This window comes from uncultured Alistipes sp. (genome assembly GCF_963931675.1).
Lineage (GTDB): Bacteria > Bacteroidota > Bacteroidia > Bacteroidales > Rikenellaceae > Alistipes.
This window is the reverse complement of the sequence record NZ_OZ007039.1, coordinates 780787-796527: the sequence shown is the minus strand read 5'-3', so window position 1 is coordinate 796527 and position 15741 is coordinate 780787. Positions and strand designations below refer to the sequence as shown.

Genomic DNA, 15741 nt, shown 5'->3' with positions numbered 1-15741 from the left:
CATGACAAGCGCATTGTTGGCATGGATGATTTTTTCGTCGTGTGCCGACTCCCAGCCGATCGTAACCGTTGAGAGTCCTGACGGACGGTTGCAGGCGGTTCTTTCGATCGACCAGGGCAAGCTGTACTATCGGTTGCAGTCCGGGAAAGAGTCGTTGCTTGGGCCGTCGCGGCTCGGGCTCGAAACCTCAAGGGTCGATTTTTCGCAAGACCTTGTTTTTGACAGCTGCACTTCAACCTTTGATGGGTTCTACGACTACAACCTTCCGCTCGGCCGCCAGACCGTCGAACACAAGCCCTACCGGGAGCGGACGATTTATGTAAAGAACCGATCCGGACAGCGTCTTGGGGTTGTTTTCCGGCTTTCGGACGATGGCGCCGCCTTTGCCTACCATGTCGACGGTACGGGATGTGACACCGTGCTGTGCGAATATTCGGGATTCGGGCTTCGGCCTGAGGCGCGGGGCTACCTGCAACCGCTTGCTGCGGGAAAAACGGGTTGGGCCCGGACCAATCCCGGCTATGAGGAGGGTTATGTTGCGGAAGTCGTACCGGGAACCCCTTCCGAGTTTGGGCAGGGATGGGTATTTCCGTCACTGTTTCGTTCCGGGGAGTATTGGCTGCTGATCTCCGAAACTGGGGTAGATGGCGGTTATGTTGCTTCACACCTCTCGGATTCACTGGTTGACGGGAACCTTCACGTCGCATTCGCCCATGCGGACAACAATGGGCCGGAGGATCCCGTGACACCGATTGTAACGCTGCCCTTCACTACTCCGTGGCGGACTATTGTCGTAGGCCGGACGCCCGAACGGATTGCCGAATCGACGCTGTCCCAGGATCTCGTCTGGCCCCGTTACAGGGCGGGAGCGGGTTACGCTCCCGGCAAGGCGGTCTGGAGCTGGCTGGTGGAGGATGATCCGGGAACGACATTCGAGAATTCGATCCGATATATTGATTTGGCGGCCAAACTCGAGTTTCGTTATTGCCTGATTGATGCGCTTTGGGATACACGGATCGGACGGTCCCGGATGTCGGAACTGGCCCGTCATGCCGCGATGAAGAACGTGAAACTGATTTTATGGTACAACTCCAACGGTTCATGGAATGATGCACCCCAGGGTCCTCTGCACCGGATGGATACCCGTGAGGCACGGCGAGAGGAGTTGCAATGGTTGCGACAGACGGGAATCAGCGGCATCAAGGTGGATTTCTTCGGAGGGGACAAACAGCAGGGAATGCGCTTGTATGAGGATCTGCTCACCGATGCCAATGATTTCGGCATTTCAGTCAATCTCCACGGCTCGACGCTTCCCCGGGGCTGGGATCGCATGTTCCCGAACATGGTGACGGCCGAGGCGATCCGGGGTATGGAGGCGAGCAAGTACGATGCGGCGAAGGAGGCGGCACGTCCGTTCCTGAGCACCGTAGCGGTTTTTACGCGCAATGCAGTGGGGCCGATGGATTTCACGCCCACGGTGTTGAACGCCGTAATGGGTGTCCATGGCAATCGCATTCCGCGAGTTACGACCGCCGCCTTTGAATTGGCGTTACCCGTTGTTTTCCATTCGCCGATTCAGCATCTGGGCATTGTTCCGGAGAATCTGTCCGAATTTCCCAATTTTGTTTGGGACTATTTGCGGGATGTACCGACCGTTTGGGACGAGACCCGCTGTCTGAGCGGATATCCAGGACGCGATGCCGTTCTGGCCCGCCGCAAAGGGGGAACGTGGTATGTGGCAGGCATCAACGGAGAGAACTGCGACAACAAACAATTCGATCTTGTGCTTCCCACTTTGGGACGAGCCGAATTAATCCGCGATAAGGCAGGGAATCGCAATGCCGTCGAACGGCTGCAGGTGGATATTCCTGCCGATGGCCGCATTTCGTTCTCCGTGCCTGCCTATGGCGGTTTTGTGCTTGTGATCCGATAAGACCCCGGAAACTTCTTACATGATATGCAGAAAAAGACACTTTTTTTATTGACTGCGGTATTGATTACCGCGATGTATTCGGAGGCGCAGCCCGTTACCCCGGAGCACGAAGCCCGGGCCCGAGACCTGGTAGAACGAATGACGCTCGAAGAGAAAATCGATTACATCGGAGGTTACAACACCTTCTTCATTCGTCCGATTGAACGGCTCGGGATTCCAGAGATCCGCATGGCAGACGGCCCGCAGGGCGTTCGCAACGATTCCAGCGCCCAACTCATTGGCCGGGACAAGAAGAGTACGCTCTATCCGTGCGGGATGGCTGCTGCGGCGACCTGGGATCGTACACTGGTCCGTCAGATGGGAGTTGGGATCGGCCAGGATGCCCGAGCCCGCGGCGTGCATATTCTTCTGGGTCCGGGTGTGAATATCTACCGTTCGCCGCTTTGCGGACGGAATTTCGAATATTTCGGTGAAGATCCCTATCTGGTGAGTGAAACGGCCGTGAGTATGGTCGCAGGAATCCAGAGCCAGGGAGTGATGGCCTGTGCGAAACACTTCGCAGCCAACAACCAGGAGTGGGACCGTTATAACGTCTCGTCCGACGTGGATGAACGAACGTTACATGAAATTTACCTTCCGTCGTTCGAAAAATCCATTCGCAGGGCCGGAATGGGGGCCGTGATGAGCGGCTACCACCTGGTCAACAGCGTGCACGCTTCGGAATACGGTTATCTCAATGTCGAAGTATTGCGTCGCCGGTGGGGTTTCAAGGGTATCCTCATGTCGGATTGGGGCGGGACCTATTCGACGCTCGGTCCCGTGTTCAACGGGCTCGACATCGAGATGCCGGGCGGCGGAATGATGAACCGTTCCAAACTTCTCCCGCTCATCGAAAACGGGGTTGTCGACGAAACGCTCATCGATACGAAAGTTCAGCACATTCTCCAATCGCTCCTGGCGTTCGGTTTTTTCGATCGGCCGCAAAAGGATCCGCACATCGGTGAGCGTAACCCCTATTCCGACAGTGTGGCTTTGGAGGTGGCGCGTGCCGGGATCGTCTTGCTGCGAAACGACGGTTTGCTGCCGCTCTCCGGAGGAAAGGTTCTGGTTTGCGGGCCCAATGCCCACCGGGTAGTGACGGGCGGTGGCAGCGGGGTGGTTTATCCGTTCGAGAGTTGCTCCGTGGCCGAAGGTGTTCGGAATTTGGGACGGAGGTTCCGATCGCTTTACGATACTTCAGGATGGAAAGCCGACCTGACGATCTTTTACGCTGATTCGGCCTGCACCGTTCCGGGAGCCCGGGTCGAATATTTCAATTCAAAGGATCTCTCCGGGGAACCGGCCCATACGTCAGTCATAACGCGGATCGATGCCGAATATTCCTCTTCTCCGCTTCCGGGAATCGTTGACGAGGACTATTCGGACCGCTATACGTTTTACTACAAGCCTGCGAGCGATTCGTACCTCTACCTCTCGGCGGGAGGAGACGATGGCTACCGCCTGTCGATCAACGGCGAACCGATCATTGACGACTGGGAAAACCGCGCCTATCGTTCGAAGGATATTTTCCGACGCTTCGAAGCCGGACGTATCTATCGGTTTACCTACGAACACATGGACGATTTCTCAGTTTCTCGGGTGATGTTTCGCTACTCGGACCACATGAATGATCCGGCTTTCTGGCAGGCCCTCGATACGGCCGATGCCGTGATTGTCTGTGTGGGTTTCGATGCCGTGACCGAACACGAAGGCGGGGACAGGACCTTCTCTCTCCCCGACGGACAGACCGATCTGATCGAAGCCCTGCTCCGTCGCAATTCGAAGGTCGTTGTGGTGTTGAATGCCGGCGGAGGAGTGGAAATGCAGCCGTGGCTTGATCGGGTTGCTGCGGTGATCCAGGCCTGGTATCCGGGACAGCGGGGCGGACAGGCCGTTGCGGAGATCATTGCCGGAAAGGTCTGTCCGAGCGGGAAACTGCCCTTCACGATTGAGAAATGCCTGGAGGATAATCCCACTTACGGAAACTACCATACCAATGTAGACATGAGCATGTTCAATACGCCCTATCAGCGAGTGGCTTATAATGAAGGAATTTTCGTCGGATACCGGGGTTTCGAGCGGAAGGGAGTGGACCCTCTGTTTGAATTCGGGTACGGTCTCTCCTATACGACGTTCGCGTACTCGGATCTCAAAACCCGGAAGACGGGAGATGGCTGGGTCGTATCGTTCGAGGTGACGAATACGGGCAGACGAGACGGATCCGAAGTGGCGCAACTCTACGTCGGTGATCCGGAGGCCTCGGTTCCCCGCCCGGATAAGGAACTGAAAGGTTATGAAAAATTCTTCCTGCGCCGGGGCGAAACACGCCGGGTTGAGATCTCTCTGGACGACGAGGCGTTCCGTTACTACGATCCCCGGCAGCACCGATTTGTTGTCGAGCCCGGAGCGTTCGAAATCCTGGTCGGAGCCTCGTCGCGCGATATCCGGCTTCGGACACGCATCCATGTAGATTGATAAATTCAAAACGATAAACCGCATGAATACACGTAGCATGTTTCTTGTCGCAGTCTTCGTACTTGCGGCGTTGAATCTTCGGGCCCAAATCGTTACGCCTGAACACGAGTCCCACGCCCGGGATCTTGTGTCGCAAATGACCCTTGAAGAAAAACTCGATTACATCGGAGGTTACAATTCGTTCTACATCCGCGCGATTCCTCGTCTGGGGATTCCCGAGATCTGGCTTGCCGATGGGCCTCAGGGAATCCGGATTGATTCTCGAAGCACGCTCTATCCGTGTGGAGTGGCGCTGGCGGCGAGTTGGGACCGGAACCTGGCTCACGAGATGGGATCGGGAATCGGGCAGGATGCCCGGGCCCGGGGTATCCATATCATGATGGGGCCAGGGGTGAATATCTACCGTTCACCGCTTTGCGGTCGGAATTTCGAATATTACGGTGAGGACCCCTATCTGGCCGGAGAGACGGCTGCTGCCTATATCGAGGGAATGCAGCAGGAGGGTGTAATGGCGTGTATGAAGCATTTCGCCGCCAATAACCAGGAGTGGAACCGACATCATATTTCGGCGGACATCGACGAGCGGACGTTGCATGAAATCTACCTTCCGGCCTTCGAGAAGGGGGTGAAACGAGCGCGTGTCGGGGCATTGATGAATTGTTACGGACTGGTGAACGGACTTCATGCCACGGAAAACAGCTATCTCAATATCGAAGTTTTACGCCGCCGATGGGGATTCAAGGGAATCCTCATGTCGGACTGGGAGTCGACCTACACGACCATTCCGGCGACTTACAATGGGTTGGATTTGGAAATGCCCCGCGGATGGCTGTTCAATCCCGTGCGGATGAAGCGGCTGATTGAAAACGGAGTGATCGACGAGCGAATCATCGACCTCAAGGTACAGCATATTCTGCAAACCCTGTTGTCATTCGGTTTTTTCGACCGTCCGCAGCAGGATGAACGTTTCGCAGAGCGCAATCCCCGTTCCGAGGAGGTGGCGTTGGAGGTAGAGCGGGGTGGGGCGGTTCTGCTTCGGAACCGTGACGGATTGCTGCCGGTCACGAAGGGACGGATTGTGGTTTGCGGTCCCAACTCCGAGTTGGTGGCCAAGGGCGGCGGCAGCGGGGAGGTCTTCCCGTTCGTCACGAGCAGTATTGCCCAAGGAATGAAGAAGAATCTGGGACGCAAGTTGCATTTCGGTTATACGCCCGACCTGTGGAAGACGGACCTTACGGTCTTTTATGCCGATTCGGCGTGTACGGTTCGGGGGGCTTCGGCTGAGTTTTTCAACAATCCCGATCTGCATGGGGAACCCGTTCATCGGAGCGTCGTGCGGAGTATCGGCTACAAAGGCTGGGAGTCGCCGGTCCCGGGAGTTGTGAACTCCGACAACTATTCGGATCGCTATACCATCTATTTCAAGCCGGAGCAGGATGCCGTACTCTACTTTTCGGCGGGAGGAGACGACGGTTACCGCCTGCTGATCGACAGCGAGGAGTTGATTGGACAGTGGTACAGCCATCCGTTCCGTCAGAAGGAGGGCTTCCGTAAGTTTGAGGGTGGACGACTCTATCGAATCACCTACGAACACTTCGACGGAGGTTCGGAGCAGGAGACGATGTTCCGCTATGCGGATTATCTGAACGACCCGGTCTTTTTTGAAGCGGTCCGCGCGGCCGATGCCGTGATCGTCTGCGTGGGATACGACTGGTATCTCGAATCGGAGAGCTGGGACCGTCCGTTCGCATTGCCCGAAGGGCATCTGTACTGCCTGGAATCGATTTTTGAGCATACCGACAAGGCCGTGGTGGTGATCAACTCGGGAGGCGGAGTGGAGATGGCACCCTGGCTCGACCGCACGGGAGGCGTACTGATGGCCTGGTATCAGGGACAGCAGGGCGGCGACGCTATCGCCGAATTGCTTACGGGAAAGGTATCGCCCAGCGGAAAACTTCCCTTCACGTGGGAAAAACGCTGGCGGGATAATCCCGTTCACGACAACTATTATCCCAATACGGATTCGGTCAAGGCGGATAATCCCTACCGCCGGGTCGAGTATAACGAAGGCCTTTTTGTCGGGTACCGGGGATATGAACGGAATGGTATCGAACCACTCTTCCCCTTCGGGTTCGGGCTCTCCTATACGACATTCGAATACGGTAATTTGCAAATCGACGACGTGGGGAACGGAACGTTCGACGTGTCGTTCGACGTGACCAATACGGGCCGGTGCGATGGAGCCGAGGTGGCTCAGCTCTATGTCGGCGATGTGGAATCTTCCATAGTGCGTCCGGCCAAGGAACTGAAGGGGTACGAAAAACTCTTTTTGAAGCGTGGAGAGACGCGGCGTGTCGTGATCCGGCTCGGAGAGGAGGCTTTTCGCCAGTACGACTGTGTGCGGCACGACTTTGTCGTGGAACCGGGTGATTTCGAAATCTTCGTGGGAGCCTCTTCCCGGGATATCCGGCTGACGGGGCGGTTGACCGTCCGCTGAACGTCGCACCGATGAAACGCATTGTCTGTTTGTCGTTGTGGGGTCTGTGCCTGACGGGCTGGGCCGTGGCCCAGCCATCGGGACGGATCCGGCTGAATGACGGTTGGCGGTTCCATCTCGGGGACGCTTCCGCCGAAGATTCATTGAGACTGAGTTATGACCAACTCAAGCCGTGGCTGCTACCGACGTCCAATCCGTTGTTGGCAGAGGGACGTCGTCATGTCCGTCCGTCCGGCCATCCCGACGGCGGGCCATTCGCCGATCCGGCATTCGACGATGGATCCTGGCGGCAGCTTGATCTGCCTCATGACTGGGGAATCGAAGGTCCGTTCCGGCAGGAGTATCCCGGGGAGACCGGGAAACTGGCCTGGTGGGGGCAAGCCTGGTATCGCAAAAACGTCTACGTGGATGCCGCCGATCTGGGAAAACGCTTTTTTCTGGAGCTGGACGGGGCCATGTCGTTTTCTACGGTGTGGTGTAACGGGCGGCTGGTCGGCGGCTGGCCCTATGGATACACCTCTTACCGGGTCGATCTGACGCCAGCCCTTGAGCCGGGGGAGAATACGCTGGCCATACGTCTCGACAATCCGCCCGAATCGAGCCGCTGGTATCCCGGTGGCGGAATCTACCGGAATGTATGGCTCACGAAATCCGATCCGGTTGGTCTGGCCTGGCAGGGAACTTTCGTTACGACGCCGCATGTTTCTGCCGATCGCGCGTCGGTAAACCTGCGCATTGAGTTGCGCAATAATGGTTCGGAGCCTGCATCCGTGACCGTAACGACCGAACTTTTTGTACTCGGGCCCGACGGAGCAGCCGTCGGGGATGTCCTGGACAGCACCGATACCCGAATCGAGGCCCTGCGTGACGAACAGACACTTGTACAGACTTTTGTTGTGGATACGCCCCGGCTTTGGAGCCCTGCACATCCCGATCGGTATCTCGCCGTCACAACGATACGTTGCGGCGAACGTATTACGGAGTGTTATTCCACGCCTTTCGGCATTCGGCGTGCAGAATTCACCCACGAAGGTTTTTTTCTGAACGGCGAGCGGGTGCAGTTGCAGGGTGTCTGCTTGCATCACGATCTCGGGGCATTGGGCGCAGCAGTCAATCGCAGTGCCCTTGTGCGACAGTTGCGTATTCTGCGGGAGATGGGAGCCAATGCGATCCGCACGGCGCACAATCCGCCGACTCCGGAACTGCTGGAACTTTGCGACAGCATGGGCCTGTTTGTGCTCGACGAGTTCACCGATACGTGGCGTATTCCCAAGAAACCGAACGGCTATGCGCTGTTGTTCGACGAGTGGTGGGAGGCCGACCTCACGGCGATGATCCGCCGCGACCGCAACCATCCATCGGTCATCGCCTGGAGCATCGGCAACGAGACGGGCGAGCAATGGTATCCGCAGACCTACGGTGTTGCACGGCAACTGACCGACCTTGCGCACCGTGAAGACCCATCCCGTCCGACGACCTTCGGAAGCAACTACTGGCTGGCCGCATCCAACGAATTCCGACATACGGTTGACCTGTTCGGATTCAACTATAAACCAATGCTTTACGCGGCGTTTTGCCGTGACAGTCCGTTCCAGCCTTTTTTGGGGAGTGAGACGGCCTCATGCATCAGTACGCGCGGGTTTTACGTTTTTCCGTTGAGCGATGATAAAAGTCAGGGACGTGCGGATTTTCAGGTCAGTTCCTACGATCGTTCGTCTCCCGACTGGTCGACGCCGCCCGACACGGAGTTCGAGGGACTCGACCGCAATCCTACGGCTGCCGGAGAGTTTGTCTGGACCGGATTCGATTATCTCGGCGAACCCACACCCTATAACGATGACTATACCGTTCTCGAAAATTTCAGCGATCCGGAAGCCCGGGCCCGGGCTGCGGAGGAGCTTGCCCGGTTGGGTCGTCTGCGTATACCGTCACGGAGTTCCTATTTCGGGATTGTGGATCTGGCGGGGTTTCCCAAGGATCGCTATTATCTCTATCAAGCGCGCTGGCGGCCGGAATTGCCCATGGCCCACATCCTGCCGCACTGGACGTGGCCCGGCCGAGAGGGTGCAGTGACTCCCGTCCATGTCTATACTTCGGGTGATACGGCGGAACTTTTTGTCAACGGCCGCTCACAGGGCGTGCGGCGCAAGGGCCCGTTTGAATACCGGCTGCGTTGGGACAGTGTCCGTTATGAACCGGGTGAAGTGCGGGTCGTAACCTGGCGGAATGGTACGCCTTGGGCCGAATCGCGTGTTGAAACAGCCGGGGAAGCCGCATTTGTCGAACTGGTTTCCGATCGGCCGACGATGCGGGCCGACGGTGAAGACTTGCTTTTCGTTACGGCGAAAATCACGGATCGGGAGGGGCGTTTTGTCCCGCAGGCTGCCGTGCTCCTTGACTTTTCTGTCGAAGGCTCGGCCCGGATCATAGCTTCGGACAACGGTGATCCTACGAGCCATGCTTCGTTCCGGAGTTCTTCGGTCAGGACGTTCAACGGACTTGCGCTGGTTATCCTGCGATCGACGGGCGAATCGGGAGAGGTTCGGTTGAAAGTTCGCGGAGACGATGTGGCTCCGGCGAATCTCCGACTGCTGGCAGAATGAGTTTTCCTGCTGCTGCCATCGCGTTGTGGGCAGCCCCGTAGGATTGACCTGCGGGGCTGCCCGTTTTGGTAATGATGCCAAAAGTGGTTGGTGTCGTATTGGATCAAATGACCAGAATTGTACGATTCTGGTCATTTGCGTTTCTTAATAATTCCATCATTGCTGTTCAGGAAAAGATACCACTTTACAAAGTCCTTAAAATGTTGTTCCGAGAGTCCACGATGGATTCTTAAATTATCCTTCAAGTGACCGAAGAACGACTCAATAGAATTTGAAGATTTAGGTACATTAGGGTATCGCGTGTATGAAAACAGATCGGGTATGGCACGCTTGATATGCGAGACACTTCGATGCAGCATCTTATGCGTAAACCACCATCTTCCCGACAGCTCATCTACGGTTTTTTCATTGATAAATGGTTCGTGTCGCCGATACCAGTCAATAAAAGCCCGTATCCATAACTGTGCCTCATCATGTGTTTGTACTCCATTTAACAAGTGCACCAGTTCGAGGAGTTCCTGTGCCGCTACGGTCTGTGGTTTGCGTGTAATCCACGTCTCTATCTCTCGCGCTACATGTACCGTACAACGCTGCAAGATCGCCTCCGGACACACTTCCCGCACCGCTTTTATGATATTGGGAGATCCATCACAGGTGACACTCTCAATTTGAATGCCGACATCGCGTATAGCCGTTAGGTCTGCTTTCAAATCCCGCAGCGTTTCACTCCTGGTTATGCGATAGAGGAGGGTCATCTTGATGTTGTGATCCCGATATACAACCAGACAAATCTTATTTGAGAAGTAGGTGCCGTCGATCAGAAGATTTACCTTCTCGCGTCGCTGTATCTGCCATAAAGGGCACTGGGGCAAGAGCCGATAGAAGTATCTTTTTAGGGTGCGTTCGCTGTATCCGCTCTCACTCGCAAGGTCACAAATACGCTGTTTACCGCGAACCCAACGCGCGAACCATATAAACTTGTTTTTATCGGAAATCCAGTCTCGACGATCCGTAAAATAGCTGCCACAATTCTTACAATAATAGCGGCTGCAACCGCTACGAGTACCCCATTTTATTGTCTCTAAAAAGCCACAATGAGGACAGCGTATTTTTCGTTTTTTTGACATAAAAATAGAGATTAGTAGAAACCCGTTTCTACTAATCTCTATTTTATCCTTATAACTACCAAATATTATGTCGGTTACATTTTATACCACCAACCACTTTTGGCATCATTACCCCCGTTTTTAAAATCTTTTTTAGAAGCGGATTTCCGGGTAGGGGTTTTCTCCGATCCAGGCCATTCCGGATTTCATCCGTTTGCGAATGGCTTTTCCATGCAGGGTCGTCTCTATGGAGACATCACGGGCCGTATTGAGGTGGATGCGTGCCGCACACGCCTCATCGGGAAGGATTAGCAGTCGGCCTGATTCGAGCCATTGTGCCGAACCATTGTGGCAACGGACATTCCCTGATTCGTCAATAATAACATAGACAGTTGTCAGCACACACTCCTCCAGGGCCTTGAAAATTTCGTGAACGGTATTGTCTCCAGCTCCTCCCGGACCTCCAAAATGCGTGAACTCCTCTTCGTTGGCGGGTCGGAACCACGAACTGATCATTCCGAGGTATTGTTCGCCGACGATGGAATCACGCATCTGCCGTTCGTGAGGATTGTTCGCAACAGGGGTACATACCACGCCCTCGATATAGGGGTCGGGGAGAAATCCCCAACGCAGTCGACCCTCGGAATCCAGCAGTTGCACGCAACAACCGAGCGTTTCCATCATTTCATTGAGGTAATGCTCTTCACCGGTCAGCAGATAGAGGTAGCAGACGGCATAGATTTTCCAGGCAGTCCAACCGTGTGGTGAGTTCATGACCTGATTGGGCGAGAAATAGACGTCGAGTGCTTCCCAATAGCGGAGAGTAGCCCCGCGCATCCGGCAGTCAGGAATCAAAAGTTGTTCGAGACAGCGATGCTTTTCCATCATGTAGCGGGCCGCATCGGCGTATGTTTTGCGTTGTTCGGAATCCGGTATGTGCAGGCCGCAAAGCGCCATTTGCAGGGCACTGCAGGAGATCATGCCGTCTTCGAAAGTCATATCTCCTTCGGTTTCTATGTTGTCCAGCCGGAGGCGCAGGTCTTCAGCCGCGCGCATGGCAGACTGATAATGCCGTTGGGCCCGATCGGTCCATCCAGCCTGCAGTTCGGCATCGGCCAATTCGAACATCGATTTGACCGGATAGATAACGGCTGTATAGTGGGTTGTTCCCGAACGGTAGGATCCGTCGGACCATTGTACGGAGTCGGAAGCAATGTAATCACCCAGCCGGGAAGCGGTTTTCAGCCAGCGATCGGTTCGAGTTGCTTCCCACAAGTCGACAAGTATACCGACTAATGTGGAGAAATTCTGAATCCGTCGGGGGTTGGCTTGTGCCCGTGGGCACCCGTCTTCCAGAATCATTTGCGACAAGCCTTTGGAGAAACGTTTTTGAAGCAGACTGTCTCGTTTGGCATCGGGGAAGTGACGGGTTGCAAGAAAAGCCGTATAGTAACTGTAAAAGGTTTCGCACGAGGCGCTGAAAAAAGGCGGATGTTCTGCTATGAAATCGCGAGCTCTCCGTAGATACCAGGACCATGGCTCCCGGACATAAAACGAAGCCTCCGCCTGTTTGTTCCCGGCTGTTACCGCAAGGTGGTAGATTCCTTTTCTGTTTAATGGCGGTGAGATGATATGCGTTCCGTCCGGACAGTCGAGTTGTTCCTGCTTGCCGTCGGGGGTATGGATCGAGACATTTGTGACAGGTAGCGTTCCGTAAACCTTCACCGAAGCCTGTTCTCCTGCGCAAAGAGTGTATTTCCGAGCATCAAGAAGCGGAGCCTCGATCCATGCTGTAACAAGGGGTTTTACATGCTCCAACTTGTTGACAATGCCCAAATGAATGGTCCAGCAGCGGCTTTCCCCGGGAGCGAGTTTTGTGAGGTGTTGCGGATGGCGTGCCGGGAGAGGCAGCGTATGGAGAAGATCGAGGCTTGCCGTGTAAATCTGGTGCCCCCAAAGCCATGCCTTGTTTCCCTCGAAGATATAGTTCAATCCATAGGAGGCTACGGGTTCTTCGACACCGAATGCCAGTATTTTCCCCTGAGGTGACATAAAATACCCCCACGCAAAATCCTTTTCGCAACGGATCAGGGTTGGGAATAGTTTTTCGTCCCAATCCGGGAAATGACGCATTTCGCAGTCTACGCCTAGGATAAGTCGTTCGCGTCGGGATACGTGTAACGTTTTTGCGGTCTGGTTGGAGATCCGGCATTCGATACACAGATGATCCTTTTCTTCCCGATAATGAAGGTCGTAATGGAGATCTCCTCGGGTGCCGGAAAACAGGTAAGGGTTGTGTTCCGATGGTCGCAAGATCACATTTTCGAATGTTGGTCCGGCATATGATCCGGTTCGGAACGGGATGCTCCAGGAGCCATGGTCTGTTTGCCGGGTGTATCGGAGAAGTGCTCCGGTTTCCGGATTGATGACCGCTTGCCACGCGGATCCGGACAGATACAGGCCCTCCGTGTCCGGTATCGTTGCCCATGTCGAACCGGCTGGTAAGATAAGTAGGATTATTAGAATTGGAATGATACGCACCGATTTAATAAGTAACTGCTTTTTATTATGACAGTTCAGATTATGAAAAACACATGTTGCATTTGAAGTTTTTAGCTTGAAACCAGCAGAATCCAATTAGATATTTCCAGAATTCCGGAAATCTGTAAATCCGGAAATATTTATTTGGAGAAATCTCTTCTCCATCGAATATACATGCCGTCATGTGTCGGTTTGAATCCATCTGCCCGCAAGGTAATGCGGTTTTTAGAGGTTGGTTCCCGGTGTCCTCCGGAGGCCTCGCATGGCCGACAACCGCGTTTTTTAATCCCCGAAGATCCTCGTAATATTGCAGCGGAGAATCTGCCCATGATTTTTTGTTTCGGAGATGCCTTTTCGAGAGAAAAATTGCCCTCTGCCAATGCTGGAACTGTACCCGTCGCCTGACGGGAGCGAGGTGTACCTTTGTCCGACAACCGGCGGTTTGTCCGACAAAGGTCCTCGCTCTGCGAGGCGGAACGCTCCCAAGTCGCGCCACATGAATATGCTGTATAATATGATGAAGACTCAAAAGCCAACCGGTCGGCCAACGGCTACCGCTCCCAGAATCCATCGTTACAATTTCAAGTTGACAACAGCGGAGAATATTCGGTTTAAGGAAATGCTTGCTGCCGCCGGATTGGAGCACAACCGCAGCCGGTTTATCGTCAAACGACTCTTTGCCGAGCGCTTCGAAGTCATCCGTCGCGATCCTTCAAAGGTCGAGTTTCTGGCACGTCTCAACGACCTTTACTTCCAGTTTCAGCGCGTTGGGAACAACTACAATCAGGTGGTCCGGACCATCAACAGCCACTTCTCCAACGTCTCGATTCCGCGCCAGATCGCTGCATTGGAACAGCATACCCGCGAGTTGAAAGCATTGAGTGTCGAGATTCTGAATCTTACCAAACAGGCCGAAGGATGGTTGCGAATATAAGGACGGGAGCGACCGTCGGCGGCGCCGTCCGCTACAACGAAGAGAAGGCCAACCGGGGACAGACCGATGCCGTCCATCCATCCGTTGGACGCTGTTCTGGAATTAGCCGATGTACAAACCTACGAAGAGCAACAACAGCAGATTCGGAAAAGGAAGAAAAGGTCCATGAATCGGCACTGATCCAACCTCATATTTATACTACACAGGCTCAATGAACACCCGTCACTGCCGCCCGATCCAGCAAGATAGCCGCCCCATGCAAAGATGCCAAGAGAACTTGCTCTTGTCCTCGTTTGCACAGGGCGGCCTTGTCTCTTTTGCTGTCCGGGCGTTCCAAAAAGTCCTCAAATGTTCCGACGGGCTACAACGCCATATTTTCAGCAACGACCTCCATGTCGCGCATGATCGACGAATCGAGGACCTTCGCATAGCGGCGCGTCATGTTGACATTGGCATGGCCGAGCATCTTGGCAACGTTGTCGATCGTTGCGCCACTGGCCAGCGTCAGGGTTGCAAACGTATGGCGCGCGCAATGAGTCGAGAGATTCTTGCGGATGCCGCAGATGTCGGCCAGCTCCTTCAAGTAGGAGTTCGTCTTCTGGTTGCTGCATACGGGAAGCAACACGCCGTGTGTCTGGCAGTAGGGGTGATCCCTGTAACGGTCGATAATTTTTTGCGCCTCGTCGAGCAGCGGGATGTTGCACATGTTCTTGGTCTTCTGCCGCGCCTTGCGGATCCAGATCTTGCCGTGGATGTCCGCCACCAGATGCTCCGCCTTGAGCTGTTGCACGTCCGTAAAGGCCAGCCCCGTGAAGCAGCAGAAACAGAAGATGTCGCGGACCTGCGCCAGTCGAGGGATCGAGATCTCCTTGTGGAGCATCGACAAAAACTCCTGTTTCTCCAAAAAAGGTCGGTCGACCGGCTCCATGTGGATATGTTTGCCGTGAAACGGGTCCTTCGGAACCCAGCCGTTGCTTTGCGCAATGCGGATGATCTTCTTGAAGTTTTTCAGATTCTTCATCACCGTATTGTGAACGCATCGCCTTACGGTCTTCATGTAGAACTCATAATCCTCGACCAAATGGACCGGCAATTCGTCCAGATAGAGGTCCTCGGAGCCATACTTCTTTAGCAGAAACTCCCCTGTGATGCGCATCAGACTCTCGTAACGCTGCACGGTCGAAGCGGTGAAGTCGATTCCGATCAAAGCCCGGCATCGTTTGTTGTGTTCCCGAAAGACCTCCATCAGGGTATGGCGTTCGGGAAGGTTCTTGCCCAGGTAGCGATCCATAATCCCCGTAGCCGTAATCTCTTTCCCTTCTGCCTCCAGCGTGCGTCGCGTTTGCGCAATATTGAACGAGATGGCCTCCAGCAGCCGGTTGATCTCACGGCCTTCCCGGTTGTTTTCCACAGCCTTGCCTCGGGATTGATTCCAATACTGGGGCAAGATGCGGGCCCGGGCACAAACTTCGGCGCGTTGGCCGTTGACTGTGAGGCGTACATAAATCGGCGCTTTCCCTTCCTTGTTGATCCGGGTCTTGCGCAGGTAGTAAATCAGCGTGCAGGTTGTCCTTTCCATAACATCGTATTTACAAGTTGCAAAATTACTTTCA

The 15741-nt window shown here is 54.6% G+C and carries 8 protein-coding genes; 5 read left to right on the top strand and 3 right to left on the bottom strand.

From position 1 onward, the window contains the following. Position 1 precedes the first annotated feature (1 nt). Genes ABGT65_RS03475 through galB form a run of 4 tightly spaced genes read left to right on the top strand, consistent with a single transcriptional unit; the run spans position 2 to position 9547 of the window. Positions 2–1933, top strand: a complete 1932-nt coding sequence (locus ABGT65_RS03475; protein WP_346699767.1) for a glycoside hydrolase family 97 catalytic domain-containing protein — start codon at positions 2–4, stop codon at positions 1931–1933. 24 nt (positions 1934–1957) lie between these two features. Further along, complete coding sequence (locus ABGT65_RS03470) at positions 1958–4447, top strand: glycoside hydrolase family 3 C-terminal domain-containing protein (RefSeq protein WP_346699765.1); 2490 nt, start codon at positions 1958–1960, stop codon at positions 4445–4447. 22 nt (positions 4448–4469) lie between these two features. Further along, positions 4470–6944 (top strand): glycoside hydrolase family 3 C-terminal domain-containing protein, encoded by a 2475-nt coding sequence (locus ABGT65_RS03465; RefSeq protein ID WP_346699764.1) that lies wholly within the window; start codon positions 4470–4472, stop codon positions 6942–6944. 11 nt (positions 6945–6955) lie between these two features. Beyond that, positions 6956–9547, top strand: a complete 2592-nt coding sequence (gene galB, locus ABGT65_RS03460; RefSeq protein WP_346699762.1) for a beta-galactosidase GalB — start codon at positions 6956–6958, stop codon at positions 9545–9547. 131 nt (positions 9548–9678) lie between these two features. Here the strand turns inward: galB and ABGT65_RS03455 are convergent, their stop codons facing one another. After that, positions 9679–10674 (bottom strand): transposase, encoded by a 996-nt coding sequence (locus ABGT65_RS03455; protein WP_149873922.1) that lies wholly within the window; start codon positions 10672–10674, stop codon positions 9679–9681. Between the two features lie 132 nt (positions 10675–10806). After that, positions 10807–13290 (bottom strand): hypothetical protein, encoded by a 2484-nt coding sequence (locus ABGT65_RS03450; protein ID WP_346699760.1) that lies wholly within the window; start codon positions 13288–13290, stop codon positions 10807–10809. 418 nt (positions 13291–13708) lie between these two features. Here ABGT65_RS03450 and ABGT65_RS03445 point away from each other — a divergent pair, with 418 nt between their 5' ends. Then, positions 13709–14128 (top strand): mobilization protein, encoded by a 420-nt coding sequence (locus ABGT65_RS03445; protein ID WP_346699758.1) that lies wholly within the window; start codon positions 13709–13711, stop codon positions 14126–14128. Between the two features lie 361 nt (positions 14129–14489). Here the strand turns inward: ABGT65_RS03445 and ABGT65_RS03440 are convergent, their stop codons facing one another. Further along, complete coding sequence (locus ABGT65_RS03440) at positions 14490–15707, bottom strand: site-specific integrase (RefSeq protein ID WP_346699756.1); 1218 nt, start codon at positions 15705–15707, stop codon at positions 14490–14492. Positions 15708–15741 lie beyond the last annotated feature (34 nt).

Bases quoted from the DNA above. Each gene is read 5' to 3' on its own strand.
- ABGT65_RS03470 (WP_346699765.1), top strand. From the start codon at position 1,958: ATGCAGAAAAAGACACTTTTTTTATTGACTGCGGTATTGATTACCGCG.
- ABGT65_RS03445 (WP_346699758.1), top strand. From the start codon at position 13,709: ATGATGAAGACTCAAAAGCCAACCGGTCGGCCAACGGCTACCGCTCCC.
- ABGT65_RS03465 (WP_346699764.1), top strand. From the start codon at position 4,470: ATGAATACACGTAGCATGTTTCTTGTCGCAGTCTTCGTACTTGCGGCG.
- galB (WP_346699762.1), top strand. From the start codon at position 6,956: ATGAAACGCATTGTCTGTTTGTCGTTGTGGGGTCTGTGCCTGACGGGC.
- ABGT65_RS03455 (WP_149873922.1), bottom strand. From the start codon at position 10,674: ATGTCAAAAAAACGAAAAATACGCTGTCCTCATTGTGGCTTTTTAGAG.
- ABGT65_RS03440 (WP_346699756.1), bottom strand. From the start codon at position 15,707: ATGGAAAGGACAACCTGCACGCTGATTTACTACCTGCGCAAGACCCGG.
- ABGT65_RS03475 (WP_346699767.1), top strand. From the start codon at position 2: ATGACAAGCGCATTGTTGGCATGGATGATTTTTTCGTCGTGTGCCGAC.